Annotated in this window: 19 protein-coding genes and 1 tRNA gene; 14 read left to right on the plus strand and 6 right to left on the minus strand. The window is 36.1% G+C overall.

Annotated elements, in window-relative coordinates:
- Nucleotides 1-139 precede the first annotated feature (139 nt).
- Complete coding sequence (locus ACNDLV_RS06055) at nt 140-1333, plus strand: MFS transporter (RefSeq protein ID WP_006586997.1); 1194 nt, start codon at nt 140-142, stop codon at nt 1331-1333.
- A gap of 51 nt (nt 1334-1384) precedes the next feature.
- On the opposite strand, the gene clpP is transcribed toward ACNDLV_RS06055, so the two are convergent.
- From clpP to ACNDLV_RS06070, 3 genes are all read right to left on the minus strand, one after another.
- A complete protein-coding gene (gene clpP, locus ACNDLV_RS06060; RefSeq protein ID WP_006584983.1) occupies nt 1385-1966 on the minus strand; it encodes an ATP-dependent Clp endopeptidase proteolytic subunit ClpP in 582 nt (193 codons plus the stop codon).
- A gap of 93 nt (nt 1967-2059) precedes the next feature.
- A complete protein-coding gene (locus ACNDLV_RS06065) occupies nt 2060-2527 on the minus strand; it encodes a Fur family transcriptional regulator (RefSeq protein ID WP_006586996.1) in 468 nt (155 codons plus the stop codon).
- An 87-nt stretch (nt 2528-2614) separates the two neighbouring features.
- On the minus strand, nt 2615-4039 hold the full coding sequence (locus tag ACNDLV_RS06070; RefSeq protein ID WP_006586995.1) for an APC family permease: 1425 nt from the start codon (nt 4037-4039) through the stop codon (nt 2615-2617).
- Between the two features lie 168 nt (nt 4040-4207).
- Here ACNDLV_RS06070 and ACNDLV_RS06075 point away from each other — a divergent pair, with 168 nt between their 5' ends.
- The gene (locus tag ACNDLV_RS06075) at nt 4208-5803 is read left to right on the plus strand and encodes an APC family permease (protein WP_006586994.1); all 1596 of its coding nucleotides are present in this window, start codon (nt 4208-4210) and stop codon (nt 5801-5803) included.
- Nucleotides 5804-5903: 100 nt separating this feature from the next.
- Nucleotides 5904-6230 carry a putative quinol monooxygenase gene (locus ACNDLV_RS06080; protein ID WP_006586993.1) on the plus strand — a complete coding sequence of 109 codons (327 nt, stop codon included), beginning with the start codon at nt 5904-5906 and terminating at the stop codon, nt 6228-6230.
- Nucleotides 6231-6268: 38 nt separating this feature from the next.
- On the opposite strand, the gene ACNDLV_RS06085 is transcribed toward ACNDLV_RS06080, so the two are convergent.
- Nucleotides 6269-6340: transfer RNA gene (locus ACNDLV_RS06085), tRNA-Arg, on the minus strand.
- Between the two features lie 242 nt (nt 6341-6582).
- Between ACNDLV_RS06085 and ACNDLV_RS06090 the strand changes: the two genes are divergently transcribed.
- From ACNDLV_RS06090 to smpB, 8 genes are all read left to right on the plus strand, one after another.
- The gene (locus ACNDLV_RS06090) at nt 6583-7614 is read left to right on the plus strand and encodes a sugar-binding transcriptional regulator (protein ID WP_006587437.1); all 1032 of its coding nucleotides are present in this window, start codon (nt 6583-6585) and stop codon (nt 7612-7614) included.
- Nucleotides 7615-7671: 57 nt separating this feature from the next.
- Nucleotides 7672-8688 (plus strand): type I glyceraldehyde-3-phosphate dehydrogenase, encoded by a 1017-nt coding sequence (gene gap, locus ACNDLV_RS06095; RefSeq protein WP_006584979.1) that lies wholly within the window; start codon nt 7672-7674, stop codon nt 8686-8688.
- 105 nt (nt 8689-8793) lie between these two features.
- Complete coding sequence (locus tag ACNDLV_RS06100) at nt 8794-10005, plus strand: phosphoglycerate kinase (RefSeq protein WP_006584978.1); 1212 nt, start codon at nt 8794-8796, stop codon at nt 10003-10005.
- A 14-nt stretch (nt 10006-10019) separates the two neighbouring features.
- Complete coding sequence (tpiA, locus tag ACNDLV_RS06105; RefSeq protein ID WP_006586991.1) at nt 10020-10775, plus strand: triose-phosphate isomerase; 756 nt, start codon at nt 10020-10022, stop codon at nt 10773-10775.
- A 59-nt stretch (nt 10776-10834) separates the two neighbouring features.
- Nucleotides 10835-12133 carry a phosphopyruvate hydratase gene (eno, locus tag ACNDLV_RS06110; RefSeq protein WP_006584976.1) on the plus strand — a complete coding sequence of 433 codons (1299 nt, stop codon included), beginning with the start codon at nt 10835-10837 and terminating at the stop codon, nt 12131-12133.
- Nucleotides 12134-12277: 144 nt separating this feature from the next.
- Nucleotides 12278-12511: a preprotein translocase subunit SecG gene (gene secG / locus ACNDLV_RS06115; RefSeq protein WP_006586990.1), complete on the plus strand. Its 234-nt coding sequence runs from the start codon at nt 12278-12280 to the stop codon at nt 12509-12511.
- A 60-nt stretch (nt 12512-12571) separates the two neighbouring features.
- Nucleotides 12572-14896 carry a ribonuclease R gene (gene rnr, locus ACNDLV_RS06120; protein WP_022091225.1) on the plus strand — a complete coding sequence of 775 codons (2325 nt, stop codon included), beginning with the start codon at nt 12572-12574 and terminating at the stop codon, nt 14894-14896.
- 12 nt (nt 14897-14908) lie between these two features.
- Nucleotides 14909-15364, plus strand: a complete 456-nt coding sequence (gene smpB / locus ACNDLV_RS06125) for an SsrA-binding protein SmpB (RefSeq protein ID WP_006586988.1) — start codon at nt 14909-14911, stop codon at nt 15362-15364.
- Between the two features lie 3 nt (nt 15365-15367).
- Here the strand turns inward: smpB and ACNDLV_RS06130 are convergent, their stop codons facing one another.
- Complete coding sequence (locus ACNDLV_RS06130; RefSeq protein WP_006586987.1) at nt 15368-15883, minus strand: LURP-one-related/scramblase family protein; 516 nt, start codon at nt 15881-15883, stop codon at nt 15368-15370.
- Nucleotides 15884-15975: 92 nt separating this feature from the next.
- Here ACNDLV_RS06130 and ACNDLV_RS06135 point away from each other — a divergent pair, with 92 nt between their 5' ends.
- Genes ACNDLV_RS06135 through tsaE form a run of 3 tightly spaced genes read left to right on the plus strand, consistent with a single transcriptional unit; the run spans nt 15976 to nt 18130 of the window.
- Entirely contained in the window at nt 15976-16665 is a 690-nt protein-coding gene (locus tag ACNDLV_RS06135; RefSeq protein WP_006586986.1) for a uracil-DNA glycosylase, read from the plus strand.
- Between the two features lie 11 nt (nt 16666-16676).
- Nucleotides 16677-17654: a phosphate acetyltransferase gene (gene pta, locus ACNDLV_RS06140; protein ID WP_006586985.1), complete on the plus strand. Its 978-nt coding sequence runs from the start codon at nt 16677-16679 to the stop codon at nt 17652-17654.
- Nucleotides 17654-18130: a tRNA (adenosine(37)-N6)-threonylcarbamoyltransferase complex ATPase subunit type 1 TsaE gene (gene tsaE, locus ACNDLV_RS06145; RefSeq protein ID WP_006584968.1), complete on the plus strand. Its 477-nt coding sequence runs from the start codon at nt 17654-17656 to the stop codon at nt 18128-18130. Before pta ends, tsaE begins: the two co-directional genes overlap by 1 nt.
- Before the next feature lie 45 nt (nt 18131-18175).
- Here tsaE and ACNDLV_RS06150 read toward each other — a convergent pair whose 3' ends face one another.
- Nucleotides 18176-18709: a 3'-5' exonuclease gene (locus ACNDLV_RS06150; RefSeq protein WP_006586984.1), complete on the minus strand. Its 534-nt coding sequence runs from the start codon at nt 18707-18709 to the stop codon at nt 18176-18178.
- Nucleotides 18710-18717: the final 8 nt, after the last annotated feature.

Consider the following 18717-nt stretch of genomic DNA (forward strand, 5'->3'; position numbering starts at 1 on the left):
ATTTTAATTATTAGCTAGGAAGGTCAAACCTTATGTTTGGCCTTTTTATTTAGCTTAAAAAAAGATTATTAATTTTAACTTGTGTTTATTTTTTTGTTAGATATAATACAGTAAAAAATTATTTTTTAGGGGAGTTTTAATGAAAAAATATCGCAATATCTATTATTTAGTAAATTTACTTTATAGCTTAGGTGTCGCAGTTTGGTCGGGGACTATTTACTTATTTATGCATCATATTGGTTATAGCTATGGAGAAATTAACTTTTTTCTATCAATATTTTGGGTTGTAACTTTTATAGCTGAAATTCCATCTGGTTTTATTGCAGATCATTTAGGCTATTTAAAGACAGCAAGTATTAGTAATTTAGTTAGGGCTACAGGCTTAGCAGTTCTTGCATTAAGTCCTAAAAATTTTCTTCTCTTGGCATTAAGCGCATTCTTGACAGCACTAGGCGATTCTTTAATGTCTGGTACACTACCATCATGGATTGCAAATAAAGCAGCTTTAAATAATGAAAAAGACCAGCTTGGAGAGATTTATTCAACTTATAGTTTAATTGCGAGTCCGTTTAATATGATTGTTGGTTTTATAGGAGCGCATTTTTTAGCCAATATTGATTTACGGTTACCTCTTTTGACAGGGGCTGCTTTTTTAGCGGTGACTTTTTTTATTTTAGTTGCATTATTTAAATATGATTCTCAAGCTGGTACACAGAAGTTGAGTTTTAAAGAACTCAATGTTGTTAGTGAGGTAAAAGAAGTTATTACAAATGAATATCAAACTTTTAAGTTTATTCTTTTGTGTTTGCCAATTTGGTTCATTAGTTCTGGTCCTATTGATCAATGGCAGCTATACTTTCAACATGGCAAAAGGGTAGATTCTGGTTCTATTTTGGTTGCAATTGGGATTGTAGGGTATATTGGTAGTTACATTTATCGCTATTTGTATAAGAAGAAAATTAATCAACTCTTTTTACTCATTTTTTCAGTGATTTTTTTAACCATTTCAATTGAATTGGTAGTTATGTTGAAAGGGAATTACTACCTGGCCTTGGGAATCTTTATGATTCATAACTTATTTGGAACTATTCAACAAATGATTCAAGGAACCTTGCTCCAAGAATCAATAAAAACAGAAAAGAGTAGGGCGACAATTGTATCAGTATGTAATGCACTTGATGCTGGGGTGTCAGTGCTGATTTTAAGCCTCAATGGCTATCTTTCTGATCATTATGGTATTGGACTAGCTTGGCAAAGTTTAGCGATTGTGGGATTAGTCTTATTCTTTGGAATGTTAATATATTATAAACGAGGACGAGTTAAACAAGCGTAAAAAAGACAGTTCGCAATGCGAGCTGTCTTTTTGATTATTAAAAATTTATTACTACTTCATGTTTGTCATGATTTCATCAATCAAGCCGTAGTCCTTAGCTTCTTGAGCAGTTAAGTAGTTATCACGTTCAGTATCTTTCAAAATCTTTTCAATTGGTTGCCCAGTTGTTTCGTGTAAGATTTCGTTTAATTTCTTTCTGCTCTTTAAAATTTCTTCAGCGGCAATTTGGATATCAGTTTGTTGACCTTGAGCTCCACCAAGTGGTTGGTGAATGAGCACAGTAGAGTTAGGCAAAGCAAAACGCTTACCCTTTGTACCGCTAGTTAAAAGAATGGAAGCCATTGAAGCTGCCATACCGATTGCAATAGTTGATACGTCAGACTTGATAAAGTTCATGGTATCCATAATTGCTAAACCAGAAGTAATTACACCACCTGGTGAATTAATGTATAGGGAAATATCCTTAGTATTATCTTGCGCATCTAAGAAAAGCAATTGGGCGATAATCGAGTTAGCCATTTGGTCATTAATTTCACCGCTAAGCATGATAATACGATCTTTTAATAAACGTGAGTAAATATCATATGCACGTTCACCACGTGCAGTTTGTTCAATAACTGTAGGTACTAACATTAGTTAACCTCCTAATAAAAATTAGCACTCATTTGAATACAGTGCTAATTAAAACACCTTTATTAAATTTAGTCAATAAAGGTGCCTTTTAAGTTATTTTTCTAATTTTTGACAATCAGGACATAAGCCATAAATCTTAATGTGAGAACTGCGGGTAATATAGCCTGTTTGTTTTTCGGTTTCTTGTCGCATTTTGCTTTCTATTTTATCAAAATTTGCGTATTCAACATCGGCGATTTTCCCACAATTGGTACAGATTACATGAAAATGTGGCTTAGCAAAGAAATCATAATGAGTTGAACCATCATTTCCATTATTAATTTCAATTACAAATCCTAAATCAACAAAAGTGTTAAGAGTATTATAAACTGTTGCAATACCTGTCTTTTCATCAGATAGAGAAATGTCATTAAAAATCATTTCTGCTGTTGGATGATTATGGTGGGTCATCAGGTAAATTAAAATCTTTAGGCGTTGCGGGGTTCTCTTTAAACCATGAGCCCGAATGATTTTTGCAGCTTGATCAGCAATCTTTTCTTCTGACAACTTTTCCACCTCCATCTCTTTTTCTAAAAATAGTTTAGCATAAAATTGAGTAATTGAAAGAAATAGAGCTTAGCAAAAAAGCATCCTTTTGGATGCTTTTCTTTAGTTCTTATCTTCGTGTTTTCTGATTATAGGTAAAATTACACCTAATGCAGTTAATACAATTGGAGTTAAGATATTTAAAAATAAAGTAAAGGGATCAGGTGAATAAATTCCAACTAAGCAACTAAAACCAGTCACAAAGAAGCACCAAAATCCAGCAAATAAAGCCAAGCCTTGATTTTTGGTCATTTTATAATTACTGGTAAATTTATCGGTTTGCTTTCGAAGAGCAATATATGCTGCAAAGACCCATAAATAACGTAACGGCATAGTTGTAGAATTTAATTTTACCAATTGAGCCATAACAGCAGTTGAACTTGGAACTAAAGCTTGTGCCAAGGTTAATCCACCAGAGAGGATAACAACCATCCATATTCCGTTGATATAAGCTCCATAACGATTTTTCTTGAGCAATTTACGTGGAATAAATTCTTTCGCCTGTTTGCTACCTAGTAGCATTCTTAATGGAGCGTCAATACTTAAAACTAATACTGCAAACTGGCCTATTACATTACACCATGCATATATATACAAGAAAAGATTCCCTAAATGATAATACTCGCCCAATTTTTGGAAGGCCCAATATGCTCCATTAGAAATATAGTTATTTAAGTCAGCATTAATTTCTTTAGTTGAAAACATCATAGCTACTGCAACGGTACCTAAAATGGCGGAAATAATTACCATGGTTGCAAGTAAAATCATCGCTTTAGGGAAGCCGCGACTTGGATCTTTAACTTTGTTAACATATGGAGAAATTTTCTCACAACCACCAACACCAAAGACTAAAATTGAAAGGGATGTAAAATACTTCCAATTAAAGGTTGGTATTAAACTTTTTAAGTTCCAATCGATATTATTAAAGCCAGCATGAGGGTTAATTGCAGGAGCGGCAAACATCATGATGATAAATAAAATTGACATGATGAACATGGAAGTACCAGCTAAAGTTGCCAGAGTTTTTAAAATACTTAATCCTTTGGTTGCTATCCAACAAAAGAATAAAAAGATAATTAATGTCGCTATTTGAACCCATGCCGTTGGTAGTGCATCAAAGTGTGTAATGTCGCCCCATATTCCCCAAGCCATAGCTCTTAAACCACCAGTTCCCTTGCTTGAGATATAAACTATGTGGCAAGCCCAATATGTCCATCCAGCATAATATGCCCATTTAGGCCCTAGTGTTGCATCTACCCAGGAACTTACGCCGCCTTCACTTTTTTGGAAAACAGCCCCTAATTCCCCGACCATCAATGCATATGGAATGAAATAAAGGGCAAACATTAGAATCCAACTGAAAATAACTTTGGTTCCGTCAAAATAAATATATCCATTTACAACGTTTCCAAATCCCCAGACAGTTGAAAATGCCATCATTGCTAAGGTGGTCCAGGCAATTTTTTTATTATGATTTTCGTTTGTCATACTAGTATCCTTTTCTTTATTAAAACAATACAATAACTAGGTGATATTATACAGGAAAGCTGAAAGCGCTTCTACTACTGAATTGCGTTTTTTGTTGACTTATTACTTTAAATTATGCAGAAAATATTGTATTCTACAAAGATGTGAAAAATAATGAGGAGAATTTTTATGAAGAAAAACCAGATTAGCTTATTTTCTGGCGTTATGCTAGCATTAAGCTCTTTAATTGGTTCTGGCTGGCTTTTTGGAGCTGGTAGTGCTGCACAAGTAGCTGGACCTAGTTCAATTATTTCATGGATTATTGGTGCGGCAATTATGATGTTAATTGCCTTTAATTATGTTGAATTAGGTACAATGTTCCCCGAAAGCGGGGGGATGAGTCGCTTCGCTGAATATAGTCATGGACAGCTTCTCGGCTTTTTAAGTGCGTGGGCTAACTGGGTTTCTTTAATTACCTTGATTCCGATTGAAGCAGTAGCTTGTGTTCAATATATGAGTAGTTGGCCATGGAGCTGGGCTAATTGGACTAGAGGCTTTTTTCATAATGGCACCATTACAAATGAAGGATTATGGGCGGTTTACTTGTTTATGTTTGTTTTTAGTTTGATCAATTTCGGGTCTGTTAAATTATTAACACGTTTTACAAGTTTAATTGCTGTTTTTAAGCTTTTGATTCCATCTTTAACAATCATTTTCTTGATTTTAGCCGGTTTTCATTCAAGTAATTTTGGTAATAATGTTTCTACTTTTATGCCTTATGGTACAAAAGGAATTTTTCAAGCTGTTACTGTTTCGGGAATTATTTTATCTTATGATGCTTTTCAAACAGTTATTAATTTAGCTGGTGAAATTGAGAAACCACATAAGAATATTTTTCGGGGAGTTTGGATTTCGTTATCTGTTACAGCCATTATTTATGTATTGCTTGAAGTTGCCTTTGTAGGAGCTGTTGAACCAACTATGTTAGCTAAGGTGGGCTGGCATGGGGTTGATTTTGCTTCACCATTTGCTGATATTGCTATTTTGCTAGGTTTGACGTGGCTTTCTGTTTTGCTCTATATGGATGCCTTTATTTCACCTTTTGGTACTGGTGTAACGTTTGTTGCAACAAGTGCTAGAACCTTGATGGCAATGACTAGGTCAGGAAATGTTCCCGCCTTTTTAGGGCGAGTTAATAAAAAGTATAAAACTCCACGTTATGCAATGGTTTGGGATTTAATTTTAGCAATGGCGCTAGTTTTCTTCTTTAGAAATTGGAGTGAATTAGCAACTGTAGTTTCAGTTTCAACTTTTGTAGCTTATGCTACAGGACCAGTTGCGGCTATTAGTTTGCGAAAAATGCGTCCCAACTTTAAGCGACCATTTAAATCAGTTCATTTAAAATGGGTTGCTCCTGTATCATTTGTTTTAACTGGATTAGTAATATATTGGGCAATGTGGCCAACTACAATTGAAGTTATCTTTGTTGTGTTGCTTGGGTTGCCAATATATTTTTACTACCAGTTTAAGAAAGAAAATAAAAATTTTGCTCAACAATTTAAGTCTAGTCTGTGGCTATTATCCTTCTTAGCTTTTATTTCAATAATTTCATATTTGGGAAGTAGTGCGTTTGGAGGAAATAATACTTTTAAATATCCATGGGACTTTGTAATTGTAATTTTGGCATCAATTGGCTTTTACATTTGGGGTGTAAAATCAAGTTATGATGGAGAAGACTTGAAAGATGCCGAAAAAGTAAATAAAGACGTTAGAATTGAAGATTAAAAAAGACTAGCCTTGGCTAGTCTTTTTTGTTGATTTAGAAAGCTTGAAAGCGTATGCTTTTTGGGTAACTATCAAATTGCTTTTTTTGGAGGACTTGTAGATGGCGATTACAGTGAATCTTTATTATATTGGTAAAAACGGCTCAGCTTTAAAATTTGTTCAAGAAATGAAAAATTTAGGAATAGTTGACGGAATAAGAAAGGAAGTTGGAAATATTAGATATGATTATTTTCAATCTTTAGATGATCCAGAAAAAATATTATTAATTGATAGTTGGGAAGATCAAACTGCTATTGATGCTCATCATCAAAGTCATTTTATGAAAGAGTTAGCCAAACTTAGGGAAAAATACGATTTACATATGGAAGTTGAACGGTACCAACAAATAAAAAATAATGCTAAGGATAAAAAATATATCAGAAAATAAAAAAGTCAGTAAGCATACTAGCTTACTGACTTAACTTATGGGCCCCCCGGGAGTCGAACCCGGATTTTAAGAACCGGAATCTTACGTGCGATCCATTACACTAAGGGCCCAAATCACATCAACAACTAGTATAGCAAAAAAATAAAAAATAGGAAATAAAAGTTTTGTAAGCGGAAATATTTATTTTTTCTAAAATACTTGAAATTAATTTGGGTCATTGTTATACTTAAATCGTCGAAAGGGAAATGTTGGAATTGAACAAAAGTCACGTTTCTCTTATATTTTTAAGCGTATTGGGTCAAAAAATGACAACAACATGGTCAGATAATGTCCCATAAGAAGGAGGCAGGCTATGGACACGGATTTTACCTTGCTACAAAACCTGGTTCCAGATGTCTTAAAAATTTCTCGACAGCGTTATCAAGTCCTTGAACAAATATCTTTAAGGTATCCTGTTGGACGTCGTGCTGTAGCTCAACAGCTCGGTATGAGCGAGCGAACGGTAAGAACAGAAACAGAATACTTAAAGAAATTAGGTTTAATTGAAATTAAACCTTTTGGGATGTATCTCACTGAAAAAGGTGAGGAAACGCTGAAAGATGCAACTAGCCTTATAAATCGGTTATTCAATGCGAGCCAAGCTGAAATTAAGCTGGCAAAGAAATTGAAGATTGCTAGAGCAATTATTGTTCCAGGTGATGCCGATTTACAGGAGCGGGTATCAATCTTAATGGGAGAGAAGCTTAATTCAGCTCTCGATTTATTATTACCATTAGGAAGTAGTATTATTACCGTTTTAGGTGGTGCTACTTTAGCTAAAGCTTCGAAAGTCTTATCAAGTTCACTTAGTAAAAATCGCGATTTAGAATTTGTTCCAGGTCGTGGTGCGTTAGGTGAAAGTGTTGAAACGCAAAGTAGTACGATTGTTCAAGAAATGGCGAAGGCTACAGGGGGCAAATATAAAACATTATACTTGCCTGAAAATGTATCTAAAGATGCTTATCGCTCTTTGATTCGTGATCCCGCAATTAGTGATGTATTGCAAGATATATCACAATGCGATGTTGCAATTCACGGAATAGGCTTAGCTGAGGATATGGCTAAGCGCCGTGGTTATGATTCAGTTGCTTTATCAAGAATTCGAGCAACTGGCGCCGTCTCCGAATGTTTTGGGTGTTTTTTCGATGAGAATGGTAAGATGATTGAGCGGATCCCTCGAATTGGCCTGCAATTTGAAGATCTTAGCAAAATACCTCATATATTTGCATTTGCCGGTGGTCATTCCAAGGCTAAGGCAATTAGCTCTTATATGCACAATGCACCGAGTCAAACATGGCTAATTACAGACGAAGGTGCCTCAGATTTGATTTTAAAGGGGCAATAAGGCTCTCTTTAAAATAAAAATAATGTTATTACTAGTTCCTAAGGAGGACTTTTGGACATGACAGTTAAAATTGGTATTAACGGTTTCGGTCGTATTGGTCGTTTAGCTTTCCGTCGTATTATGGATTTAGGCGAAAAGTCATCAGATATTGAAGTTGTTGCAATTAACGACTTAACAACTCCAGCTCTTTTGGCTCACCTTCTTAAATATGACTCAACTCATGGTACTTTCAACCACGAAGTTTCAGCAACTGAAGACTCAATCGTAGTTGATGGTAAGAAGTACCGTGTATACGCTGAACCACAAGCACAAAACCTTCCATGGGTTAAGAACGACGGTGTTGACTTCGTTCTTGAATGTACTGGTTTCTACACTAGCAAGGCTAAGTCACAAGCTCACCTTGATGCTGGTGCAAAGAGAGTCTTAATTTCTGCTCCTGCAGGTAACGACCTTAAGACTATCGTTTACAGCGTAAACGATGATACTTTAACTGCTGATGACAAGATTGTTTCAGCTGGTTCATGTACTACTAACTCATTAGCACCAATGGCTTCAGCATTGAACAAGGAATTCGGTATTGAAGTTGGTACTATGACTACTATCCACGCATTCACTTCAACTCAAATGGTATTAGATGGTCCAGTTCGTGGCGGTAACTTCCGTGCTGCTCGTACTTCATCAGCTAACATCATTCCTCACTCAACTGGTGCTGCAAAGGCTATCGGTCTTGTAATTCCTGAATTGAACGGTAAGTTACAAGGTCACGCACAACGTGTTCCAGTTGTTGACGGTTCAGAAACTGAATTAGTATCAGTATTGAGCAAGAAGGTTACTGCAGACGAAGTTAACGCAGCAATGAAGAAATACGAAAGTGCTTCATTCGCATACAACGATGACCAAATCGTTTCAAGCGACATTCTTGGTATGACTGCTGGTTCAATCTTTGACCCAACTCAAACTGAAGTAACTACTGCTGGCGACAAGCAATTAGTTAAGACTGTTGCTTGGTACGACAACGAATACTCATTCACTTGCCAAATGGTTCGTACTTTATTGAAGTTTGCAACTCTTTAATCAACAGCTAATATTTAGTAACTGATTATTTTGTTGTTTGAGAAGGCGGAGGGGATTACTCCCCTTCGTCTTTTTTCGATTATTAACCATTGGAGGTAATTTTTAATGGCTAAATTAATTATTTCTGACCTTGATGTTAAAGGTAAGAAAGTTTTAGTTCGTGTTGACTTTAATGTCCCAATTAAAGATGGCGTAATTGGTGATGATAACAGAATTGTTGCTGCATTGCCAACTATTAAATACATCATTGATAATGGTGGTAAGGCAATTTTGCTTAGCCACTTAGGTCGTATTAAGTCAGACGCTGACAAGAAAGAATTGTCACTTGCACCTGTTGCAAAGCGTTTAGGCGAATTGCTTGAAAAAGATGTAGAATTCGTACCATCAAACGAAGGTAAAGAAGTAGAAGACGCAATTGCTAAAATGAACGATGGCGATGTTTTGGTAATGGAAAACACTAGATTCCAAGACATTGACAATGATTTTGGTAAGCGTGAATCAAAGAATGATCCTAAGCTTGGCGAATACTGGGCAAGTTTAGGTGACCTTTACGTAAATGATGCATTTGGTACTGCTCACAGAAGTCATGCATCAAACGTTGGTATTGCTACTGCAATGAAAGCAGAAGGCAAGAAGGTTGCAGCAGGCTTCTTGATGGAAAAGGAAATCAAGTTCTTGGGTAATGCAATTGCTAACCCTGTACACCCATTTGTAACTATTCTTGGTGGTGCAAAGGTTTCAGATAAGATTAGTGTTATTACTAACTTAATTCCTAAATCAGACCACATCTTAATCGGTGGTGGTATGGCATACACATTCTTGGCAGCTCAAGGTCACAAGATTGGTAAGTCATTATTTGAAGCTGACAAGGTAGAACTTGCTAAGGAATTATTAGAAAAAGCCAACGGTAAGATTGTTTTACCAGTTGATAACGTTGCAGCTACTGAATTCTCTAATGACGCAAGTCGTGAAGTTGTTGGTGATGACATTCCTGACAATGAAATGGGTCTTGACATCGGTCCTAAGACTGTTGAATTATTCAGAAAGACTTTACAAGGTGCAAAGACTGTTGTTTGGAACGGACCTATGGGTTGTTTCGAAATGCCAAACTTTGCCGAAGGTACTTTAGAAGTTGGTCGTGCAATGGCTGACTTACCAGATGCAACAACTATCATTGGTGGTGGGGACTCAACTGCTGCAGCTAAGCAATTAGGTATTGCACCTAAGATTACCCACATTTCTACCGGTGGTGGTGCATCACTTGAATACCTTGAAGGTAAGGAATTACCTGGTATTGAATGTATTTCTGATAAATAGAAAGGGCATTATTAATGCGTACTCCAATTATTGCTGGTAACTGGAAGTTACATATGAATCCTGCACAAACTGCAGAATTTGTTAAAAGTGTTAAAGATAAGCTTCCTGAATCAAACAAAGTTGAATCAGTTATCGCTGCACCCGCAGTTGACCTTGACGCTCTTATTAAAGCTAGCGAAGGCTCAAACTTATCTGTTGCTGCTGAAAACTGCTACTTTGAAGATGAAGGTGCCTTCACTGGTGAAACTTCACCTAAAGTTTTGAAAGAAATGGGCGTTAAGTACTGCATCATTGGTCACAGTGAACGTAGAGACTACTTCCATGAAACTGACGAAGACATTAACAAGAAAGCTAAAGCAATCTTTAGAAATGGTTTATTACCAATTATCTGCTGTGGTGAATCTCTTGAAACTCGTGAAGCAGGTAAGGAAGAAGAATTTGTAGTTGATCAAATCAAGAAGGCTCTTGATGGTTTAACTAGTGAACAAGTTTCATCACTTGTTATTGCTTATGAACCAATCTGGGCTATCGGCACTGGTAAGACTGCTACAAGTGATCAAGCTGAAGAAATGTGTAAGACTATTCGTGAAAGCATCGCTAAGCTTTACAATGAAGAAACTGCTGAAAATGTAAGAATTCAATACGGTGGTTCTGTAAAGCCTGCTAACGTTAAGGAATTAATGGCTAAGCCTAACATTGATGGTGGTTTAGTTGGTGGTGCTTCACTTGAAGTTGAATCATTCTTAAGTTTAGTTAATTACCAAGACTAAAATTTGGTATAATAAATAAGTAAAGTAATATTTACAAAAATACATAAAGGAGATTTCCAATGTCTGTAATTACTGATATCCACGCACGCGAAGTCCTTGACTCACGTGGTAACCCTACTGTTGAAGTTGAAGTTTACACTGAATTAGGTGGCTTCGGCCGTGCAATCGTTCCATCAGGTGCTTCAACTGGTGAACACGAAGCTGTTGAATTACGTGATGGTGATAAGTCACGTTTTAACGGTACTGGTGTTTTAACTGCTGTTAAGAACGTTAACACTGAAATCGCAAAGGCAGTTATTGGTTTAGACGTTACTGACCAACGTTTAATTGACCAAACTATGATTGACCTTGACGGTACTCCAAACAAGGGTCGTCTTGGTGCTAACGCTATTTTAGGTGTTTCTTTAGGTGCTGCTCGTGCAGCTGCTGATGAATTAGGTATGCCACTTTACGAATACCTTGGTGGCCCTAACGCTCACGTATTACCAACCCCTATGATGAACGTTATTAACGGTGGTAAGCACGCTGACAACAACGTTGATATCCAAGAATTCATGATTATGCCTGTAGGTGCTAAGTCAATGCACGAAGCTGTAAGAATGGGTGCAGAAACTTTCCACGCATTAAAGGCTTTACTTAAGGAACGCGGTGACTCTACTGCTGTTGGTGATGAAGGTGGTTTCGCACCTAACCTTGCTAACAACGAAGAACCATTTGAAGTTTTAGTTGAAGCTATCCAACGTGCTGGTTACAAGCCAGGTGACGACATTGCTATCGCAATGGACTGTGCTGCTTCAGAATTCTACAACAAGGAAACCCACAAGTACGTAACTGTTGCTGATGGTCGTGAATACACTGCTGAAGAATGGACTTCATTACTTGAAAGCTTAGTTGAAAAGTACCCAATCATCTCAATCGAAGACCCATTGGACGAAAACGAATGGGACGACTGGAAAGGCTTTACTGACCGTTTGAGCAAGAAGGTTCAAATCGTTGGTGACGACTTATTCGTAACTAACACTAGCTACCTCAAGAAGGGTATCCAAATGGGCGTAGCTAACGCAATCTTAATCAAGGTTAACCAAATCGGTACTTTGACTGAAACTTTCGAAGCTATTGAAATGGCTAAGGAAGCTGGCTACACTGCTATTGTTTCTCACCGTTCAGGTGAAACTGAAGACACTACTATTGCTGACTTGGTTGTTGCCACTAACGCTGGTCAAATCAAGACTGGTTCTATGTCAAGAACTGACCGTATCGCTAAGTACAACCAATTAATGAGAATTGAAGAAGAACTTGATTCAGCTGCTGAATTCAAGGGTATTCACTCATTCTACAACTTACACAAGCAATTCTAATTTGATTGTTGATTAGAAGGAAAAAGGTCTGCTTAATGCAGGCCTTTTTTCTTTACCTTTTTTCACTCATAATATCGCAATCTTTTCGCGACTATGGTACACTTGTAACAGTGATTATTATTTTTTATTAATGGAGGCAGCATATTGTACAATATAATTATGACGCTTCTCATCATCGTATCTATTTTGATTGTTATTGCAACGATGATGCAACCACAAAAACAACAAGATGCCCTAAATGCCTTGTCAGGTGGGGCAGTATTTAGTGGTCAATCTAAAAAGCGTGGTTTTGAAGCATTTATGGAAAAGGTAACTTCAGTATTATTAGTCCTTTTCTTCTTATTAGCTTTTGTCCTTGCATATTTATCAACTAAGTAATTTTTAGCCTCCCGATCTTATTTTGGGAGGCGTTTTTTATAATTGAATAGAGGTAGATTAATGGCTCAAGATGAGAGAGTTTTAGCCACAATATTGGAAATTTTTCGGCATAATCCACAAAGAAAATTTAGAGTAAATCAATTGGAGAGAATGTCTAGTCGCGATCATATCAAATTTGCTGAATTAGTAAAGGCATTGACTTTTCTTGAACAAGAAAAACAAATTGTGACAGATGGTAATGGGGAATATCAATTAGCAAGTGTTGATACTGAGATTACTGGTATTTTTAGAGCGAATGAAAAAGGGTTCGGCTTCGTCAGAATTGATGATGAAGAAAATGCTGATGACATTTTTGTTGGACCTGACAATACATTGCTTGCTTTAGATAGTGATTACGTTAGAGTAAAAATTATCGCAAATGGTAATCCATGGAATGGTAAAGGACCTGAGGGTAAAGTAATTGAAATTTTAGAACGAGGGGTAGAAACTCTTGTTGGGGAATTCTATCCTTTGACAGATGTTCAGGTAAAACTTAGTGGATTTTGCGGATATGTAATTTCAAGTAATAAGAAATTTAAGAATTATAAAATTTATACACCAGTTGATGGAATTACGCCACAAATGGGTGATATGGTGAAGGTTTCTATTAGTCAATATCCAACTGAGGATATGCCTGAAAATATGCAGGGGGCTATTTTAGAAACTATTGGTAATAAAAATGATCCAGGTGTTGATATCATGTCAATTGTTGCAGCACATGATATTAGAACTGAATGGCCTGAAGATGCAATGAAGCAGGCAAATGAAATACCTGACCATATTGAACAAGGTGAGTTGGCTAATCGAGTTGATATTAGAGATCAACCTGCAGTTACAATTGACGGTGATGATTCAAAGGACTTTGATGATGCAGTCGTTTTGTGGAAGTTACCTAATGGTAATTACCATTTGGGCGTTCATATTGCCGATGTAGCACATTATGTGAAAGAAAATTCACCATTGGATAAAGAAGCATATCAAAGAGGAAATTCCACATACTTGGTAGATCGTGTTATTCCGATGTTGCCATTTAGACTCTCAAATGGTATTTGTTCAATTAATGAAGGTGTAGATCGCCTGGTATTATCTTGTGATATGGAAATCACTCCAGAAGGTAAGAGAGTGGCGTATGATATCCATCCTTCAGTTATGCGCTCACATGGACGCTTAACTTATAATAAAGTAAATGAAGCTTTAACTAAGCCAGCAAATGAATTAGAAGAAAAGTATGCAAAATTGCAGCCAATGCTGAAGAAAATGGCTAGTTTACACGAAGCTTTGTATAATCAGCGTCATGACCGTGGGGCAATTGATTTTGAAGAACCAGAAGCAAAGATTATCGTTGATGAAAAAGGTAAACCAGTAGATATTGTGCTTCATAATCGTGGAACAGCTGAAAAAATGATTGAATCATTTATGTTATTGGCTAATGAAACAGTTGCAGAAGCATTCTTTAAAAAACATGTTCCTTTTCTTTATCGAGTGCATGAAACTCCTGATGCAGAGAGAATTCAAAGCTTCTTTGAATTTGTTTCTGCGTTAGGCTTAAATATTAAGGCTGATCCAAATGATGTTAAGCCAATTGACTTGCAAAAAGTAGTAACCAAAACTTTGGGAACTCCTGAAGAAGCAGTTGTGCAAATGGTTATGCTTCGTTCTCTTAAACAAGCGCATTATTCTGATGAACCATTGGGACACTTTGGGATTGCAGCTGAATTTTATACCCACTTTACATCACCAATTAGAAGATATTCTGATTTGATGGTTCACCGGATGATTCATGAATATACAGACTCCAACTTGTCAGAAGATACTCAAAAACATTTTGGACCGATTTTACCAGATGTTGCAGAGCAAACTTCAACTCAGGAAAGAAAGTCTATTGATACTGAGCGAGAAGTAAATGATTTAAAGATGACCGAATTTATGTCTGATCATGTTGGTGAGCATTTTGATGCAGTAATTTCATCAGTAACTAGTTTTGGAATGTTCATTCAACTGCCAAATACAGTTGAGGGGTTAATTCATATTTCTAACTTGACTGATGATTTCTATAATTTTGATGAAAAGACTTTAACTTTAACAGGTCGAGGAACCCATCGCCAATTTAAGATTGGAATGCCACTTAAAGTAACTTTAATTAATGCAAATGTAGAACAGCATCAATTAGACTTTGAAATCTATGATCCAAATGCTCCGAAGAAAGAGCATAATGATCGTGGTATTCGTCGCCCTAGACGTAGAGATGATCGGTTTGGTCGAGGAAGTCGCAATCGAGATGGAAACCGTAGTGGCCACAAATCTCGCAATTCAAGAGATAATAGAGGTAGAAGACGTTATAAATAGGAGCGTCGTCATATGAAAAATGAAACAAATAATGTTTTAGCGCAAAATAAAAAAGCCAGCCATGATTATTTCATCAAAGAAACAATTGAAGCTGGTATTGCATTAACTGGAACTGAAATAAAATCTGTACGAGCAAGAAGAATCCAATTAAGGGATGGTTATGTACAAATTTATAATGGTAATGCTTATCTGGAAAATGTTCATATTAGTGAATATAAACAGGGAAACATTTATAACCATGATCCATTGCGACGTCGGCAATTACTTTTACATAAAAAAGAAATTCGCAAATTAGCAGAAATTCAGGCTCAACAAGGGATGACTATTATTCCCTTGAAGGTTTATTTGAAAAAGGGTTTTGCTAAAATCTTGCTTGGTGTTGGACAAGGTAAAAAGCAATACGATAAGCGGGAAACAATAAAGAAGCGCGATCAAGAGCGTGAATTACGGCGCAAGTATCGCGTTTAAGTCTTAATTACAATCTGTTGAAAGCTGATTATTGAACTTAAATTTAGGTAGTTCAAGTGGAGTAGCGGACCATTGGCTGAATAAGCCAGCTACTAATAAAATATAAGGTATATCTTGATATTTTTTAATATCGCAAACTAATGCTAATCCAGAATCGATAATCATGCTTTCGCAACTAGCAATTTTCTTAAAAGTGCTCCTAAATTCATAGGAGCCTTTTTTAGTACTCCCAGTTATTAAATAATTCTTTTTAGTTAGGAACATTGGAAATTCAACGTTAGTTACTTGTTTAACTTGAGCTAAATCATAATCAATAATATCAATAGTATAACTGGTTAAAATACTCCGTCCATCTTGGTATAGACGCCCGATTTCATTATGGTTAATATCAGTTAAAAAAAGCGTGTGATTAGAATTATGTAGTTTTCCCTGGATAAAAAATTGTGTTTGACCAGCTGGGTCGACAACAGGAATTTGGCCATAATTTTTTTGTTGATTAAAAAGTAAAATTAATTTCATTTTTGAACCTGCTCTTGAAAAATTTTTAAAATTACAGACTCCCTAATTAGTTTCATGATAACATATAAAGGAAAGAAAGAGTTGATTTTGCGATGAAAGAACTTATTGGAAATGATTGGGATCAGGTTTTAGGACCGGTCTTTTCAAGTGAATCTTACCAAAAATTGCATAACTTCTTAAAAGAAGAATATGCAAGTAAACAAATTTATCCGGATATGTATCATATTTTTACCGCTTTTAAATTAACTAGTTTTAAAGATACAAAGGTGGTTATTTTAGGACAAGATCCCTATCACAACCCAGGCCAAGCAACAGGGATGAGTTTTTCAGTAAATCCTGGGATTGCGTTACCACCATCTTTAAAAAATATTTATCAAGAATTATATGATGATGTTGGTTGTATTCCTGTAAAGCATGGTTACTTGAAAAAATGGGCAGACCAGGGTGTGTTACTTCTTAATGCGGTATTAACCGTGCCCTATGGACATGCCAATGGTCATCAAGGAAAAGGCTGGGAAGAAGTTACTGATCAAGCAATTAAAGCTTTAAGTGAACGTGGAGAAGTAGTTTTCATATTATGGGGAAAATTTGCTCAGAACAAGATTCCTTTAATAGATGAAAGCAAAAATGTCATCATTAAGTCAGCCCATCCAAGTCCCTTTTCAGCTAGATATGGATTTTTTGGTTCTCGACCATTTTCAAGATGTAATACCGCTTTAACGAAATGGGGGAAACGGGCAATAGATTGGCAATTACCACAAGAAGTTGAAATAGAAAAATAAAGGAGCTTGTCATGAGTATTTTTGATGAATTAAAAGAAAAAATTGTTGGACAGGAAAAAGTAATTGTTTTTCCTGAAGGAGAAGATGAGCGTGTATTGAAAGCAGCTGTTAAATTAAAGAATGAAGGGATTATCCAACCACTCGTGTTGGGTGATGAAACTCAAATAAAGCAAACTGCTAAAACACATGAGCTTGATTTAACAGGATTGAAAATTATTAATCCCAAAAATGACATTAGAAAAGATGATTTTGCTAAGCAATACTATGAACTGCGTAAGGGAAAAGAAAGTGAAGAACAAGCAAAAAAGCAAATTTCAGACCCAAATTATTTTGCAAATATGCTTGTGTATAATGGCTTGGCAGATGGTTGTGTATCTGGAGCAGCTCATTCAACTGCAGATACTGTACGACCAGCACTAAAAATTATTAAAACTCAAGCAGGTATGAAACGAGTAAGTGGCCAATTTATCATGGAAAAAGGCCAGCAAAGATATATTTTTAGTGATTGTGCTATGAATATTGACCCAGATGCAGATACTTTAGTAGAAATTGCATATCAAGCGGCCCAAACAGCTAAAATGGTTGGATTAGAACCAAAACTTGCATTTTTAAGTTTTTCAACGATGGGATCAGCTAAGGGAGAAATGGTAAGTAAAGTGCAAGATGCAACTGCTAGTTTTAAAGAAAAGTATCCTGAAATTAGTGCAGATGGAGAAATGCAATTTGATGCAGCTTTTGTACCAAGTGTTGGGGCTAAGAAAGCACCAGATTCAAATGTTGCTGGTCATGCTAATGTCTTTATTTTCCCAGAATTACAATCTGGAAATATCGGCTATAAGATTGCACAAAGATTAGGTGATTTTACAGCGATTGGACCAATTTTGGCAGGTTTAGCAAAACCGGTTAATGACCTATCACGGGGATGTAGTAGTCAAGATGTCTATGAAGCAGCAATTTTAACAGCAGCACAAAGTTTGGATGTAGAATAATGAAATTAGAAATTAATTCAGCTCAAGAAATGCAAAAATTAGGGGCTAGTCTTGGAAAAGTAGCAAAACCTGGTAGCTTACTTTTGTTAAATGGTGATTTAGGTGCTGGTAAAACCACAATGACACAAGGTTTAGCTCGAAGCTTAGGAATTAGACGTCCAGCTAAAAGTCCGACTTTTACGATTGTAAGAGAGTATCGTGAGGGACGTTTACCACTTTTTCATATGGATATGTATCGTCTTGAAAATGACGATTTGGCAAGTATTGATTTAAATGGCTATTTAAATGAGCAAGGAATTGTAGTAATTGAATGGCCGGAAATTATTATGAATGACTTGCCAGACGATTATTTGCAGTTAACTTTAAAACGAGTTGATGATTCTTGGGATTCAACTAAGCGAGTAGTTGAAGTTAATGCACAAGGAAAGCAAGCTAAAGATTGGCTAGAAGATACATTAGCTAAGTTTGAAGAGTAAGAAAAAGACGTAATTGAACACATCGTTCAGTTACGTCTTTTTATCTTACCTTTGCTCAATTAAATTCTTGATTGCTTCATCACCCATTTTTTCATTTTGTTTAATCAAAATTCCGGCACAAGCTTCACTGTCACTTAAAGCATTATGGTGATGCCAGAGTTCAACGTCCAATGCTTCAGCAACAGTATTAAGTTTGTGATTTGGTAAATCAGGTTCAAATAAGCGACTAGTTTTTAAGGTGTCAATCACTAGATAATGGGGTTCATCGATATCATATCTGGCTAATGACATTTTTAAAACATTAGCATCAAATCTGGCGTTATGTGCCGCAACAAGCATCCCTGGTTGGTATAAGGCTTTGATTTTTGGCCAAACTTCAGCCATCGTTGGTGCATCTTTAACATCATCCGGAGTGATTTGATGAACTTGGATATTGCGTCCATCAAATGGCATTTGCGGATTAATTACCGTATAAAAACGATCTATAATCTTGTTATTTCTGACCATTACTAGTGCAAGAGAACAGGCACTTTCGGGATGGCGGTTGGCGGTTTCAAAATCCATGGCAATAAAATTCATCTTAAAAT

The organism is Lactobacillus fornicalis (assembly GCF_055362665.1).

What these genes read in the sequence shown, in the direction of transcription:
- ACNDLV_RS06055 (WP_006586997.1), top strand. Translation starts at nt 140, where the DNA reads ATGAAAAAATATCGCAATATCTATTATTTAGTAAATTTACTTTATAGC.
- clpP (WP_006584983.1), bottom strand. Translation starts at nt 1,966, where the DNA reads ATGTTAGTACCTACAGTTATTGAACAAACTGCACGTGGTGAACGTGCA.
- ACNDLV_RS06065 (WP_006586996.1), bottom strand. Translation starts at nt 2,527, where the DNA reads ATGGAGGTGGAAAAGTTGTCAGAAGAAAAGATTGCTGATCAAGCTGCA.
- ACNDLV_RS06070 (WP_006586995.1), bottom strand. Translation starts at nt 4,039, where the DNA reads ATGACAAACGAAAATCATAATAAAAAAATTGCCTGGACCACCTTAGCA.
- ACNDLV_RS06075 (WP_006586994.1), top strand. Translation starts at nt 4,208, where the DNA reads ATGAAGAAAAACCAGATTAGCTTATTTTCTGGCGTTATGCTAGCATTA.
- ACNDLV_RS06080 (WP_006586993.1), top strand. Translation starts at nt 5,904, where the DNA reads ATGGCGATTACAGTGAATCTTTATTATATTGGTAAAAACGGCTCAGCT.
- ACNDLV_RS06090 (WP_006587437.1), top strand. Translation starts at nt 6,583, where the DNA reads ATGGACACGGATTTTACCTTGCTACAAAACCTGGTTCCAGATGTCTTA.
- gap (WP_006584979.1), top strand. Translation starts at nt 7,672, where the DNA reads ATGACAGTTAAAATTGGTATTAACGGTTTCGGTCGTATTGGTCGTTTA.
- ACNDLV_RS06100 (WP_006584978.1), top strand. Translation starts at nt 8,794, where the DNA reads ATGGCTAAATTAATTATTTCTGACCTTGATGTTAAAGGTAAGAAAGTT.
- tpiA (WP_006586991.1), top strand. Translation starts at nt 10,020, where the DNA reads ATGCGTACTCCAATTATTGCTGGTAACTGGAAGTTACATATGAATCCT.
- eno (WP_006584976.1), top strand. Translation starts at nt 10,835, where the DNA reads ATGTCTGTAATTACTGATATCCACGCACGCGAAGTCCTTGACTCACGT.
- rnr (WP_022091225.1), top strand. Translation starts at nt 12,572, where the DNA reads ATGGCTCAAGATGAGAGAGTTTTAGCCACAATATTGGAAATTTTTCGG.
- smpB (WP_006586988.1), top strand. Translation starts at nt 14,909, where the DNA reads ATGAAAAATGAAACAAATAATGTTTTAGCGCAAAATAAAAAAGCCAGC.
- ACNDLV_RS06130 (WP_006586987.1), bottom strand. Translation starts at nt 15,883, where the DNA reads ATGAAATTAATTTTACTTTTTAATCAACAAAAAAATTATGGCCAAATT.
- ACNDLV_RS06135 (WP_006586986.1), top strand. Translation starts at nt 15,976, where the DNA reads ATGAAAGAACTTATTGGAAATGATTGGGATCAGGTTTTAGGACCGGTC.
- pta (WP_006586985.1), top strand. Translation starts at nt 16,677, where the DNA reads ATGAGTATTTTTGATGAATTAAAAGAAAAAATTGTTGGACAGGAAAAA.
- tsaE (WP_006584968.1), top strand. Translation starts at nt 17,654, where the DNA reads ATGAAATTAGAAATTAATTCAGCTCAAGAAATGCAAAAATTAGGGGCT.
- ACNDLV_RS06150 (WP_006586984.1), bottom strand. Translation starts at nt 18,709, where the DNA reads ATGAATTTTATTGCCATGGATTTTGAAACCGCCAACCGCCATCCCGAA.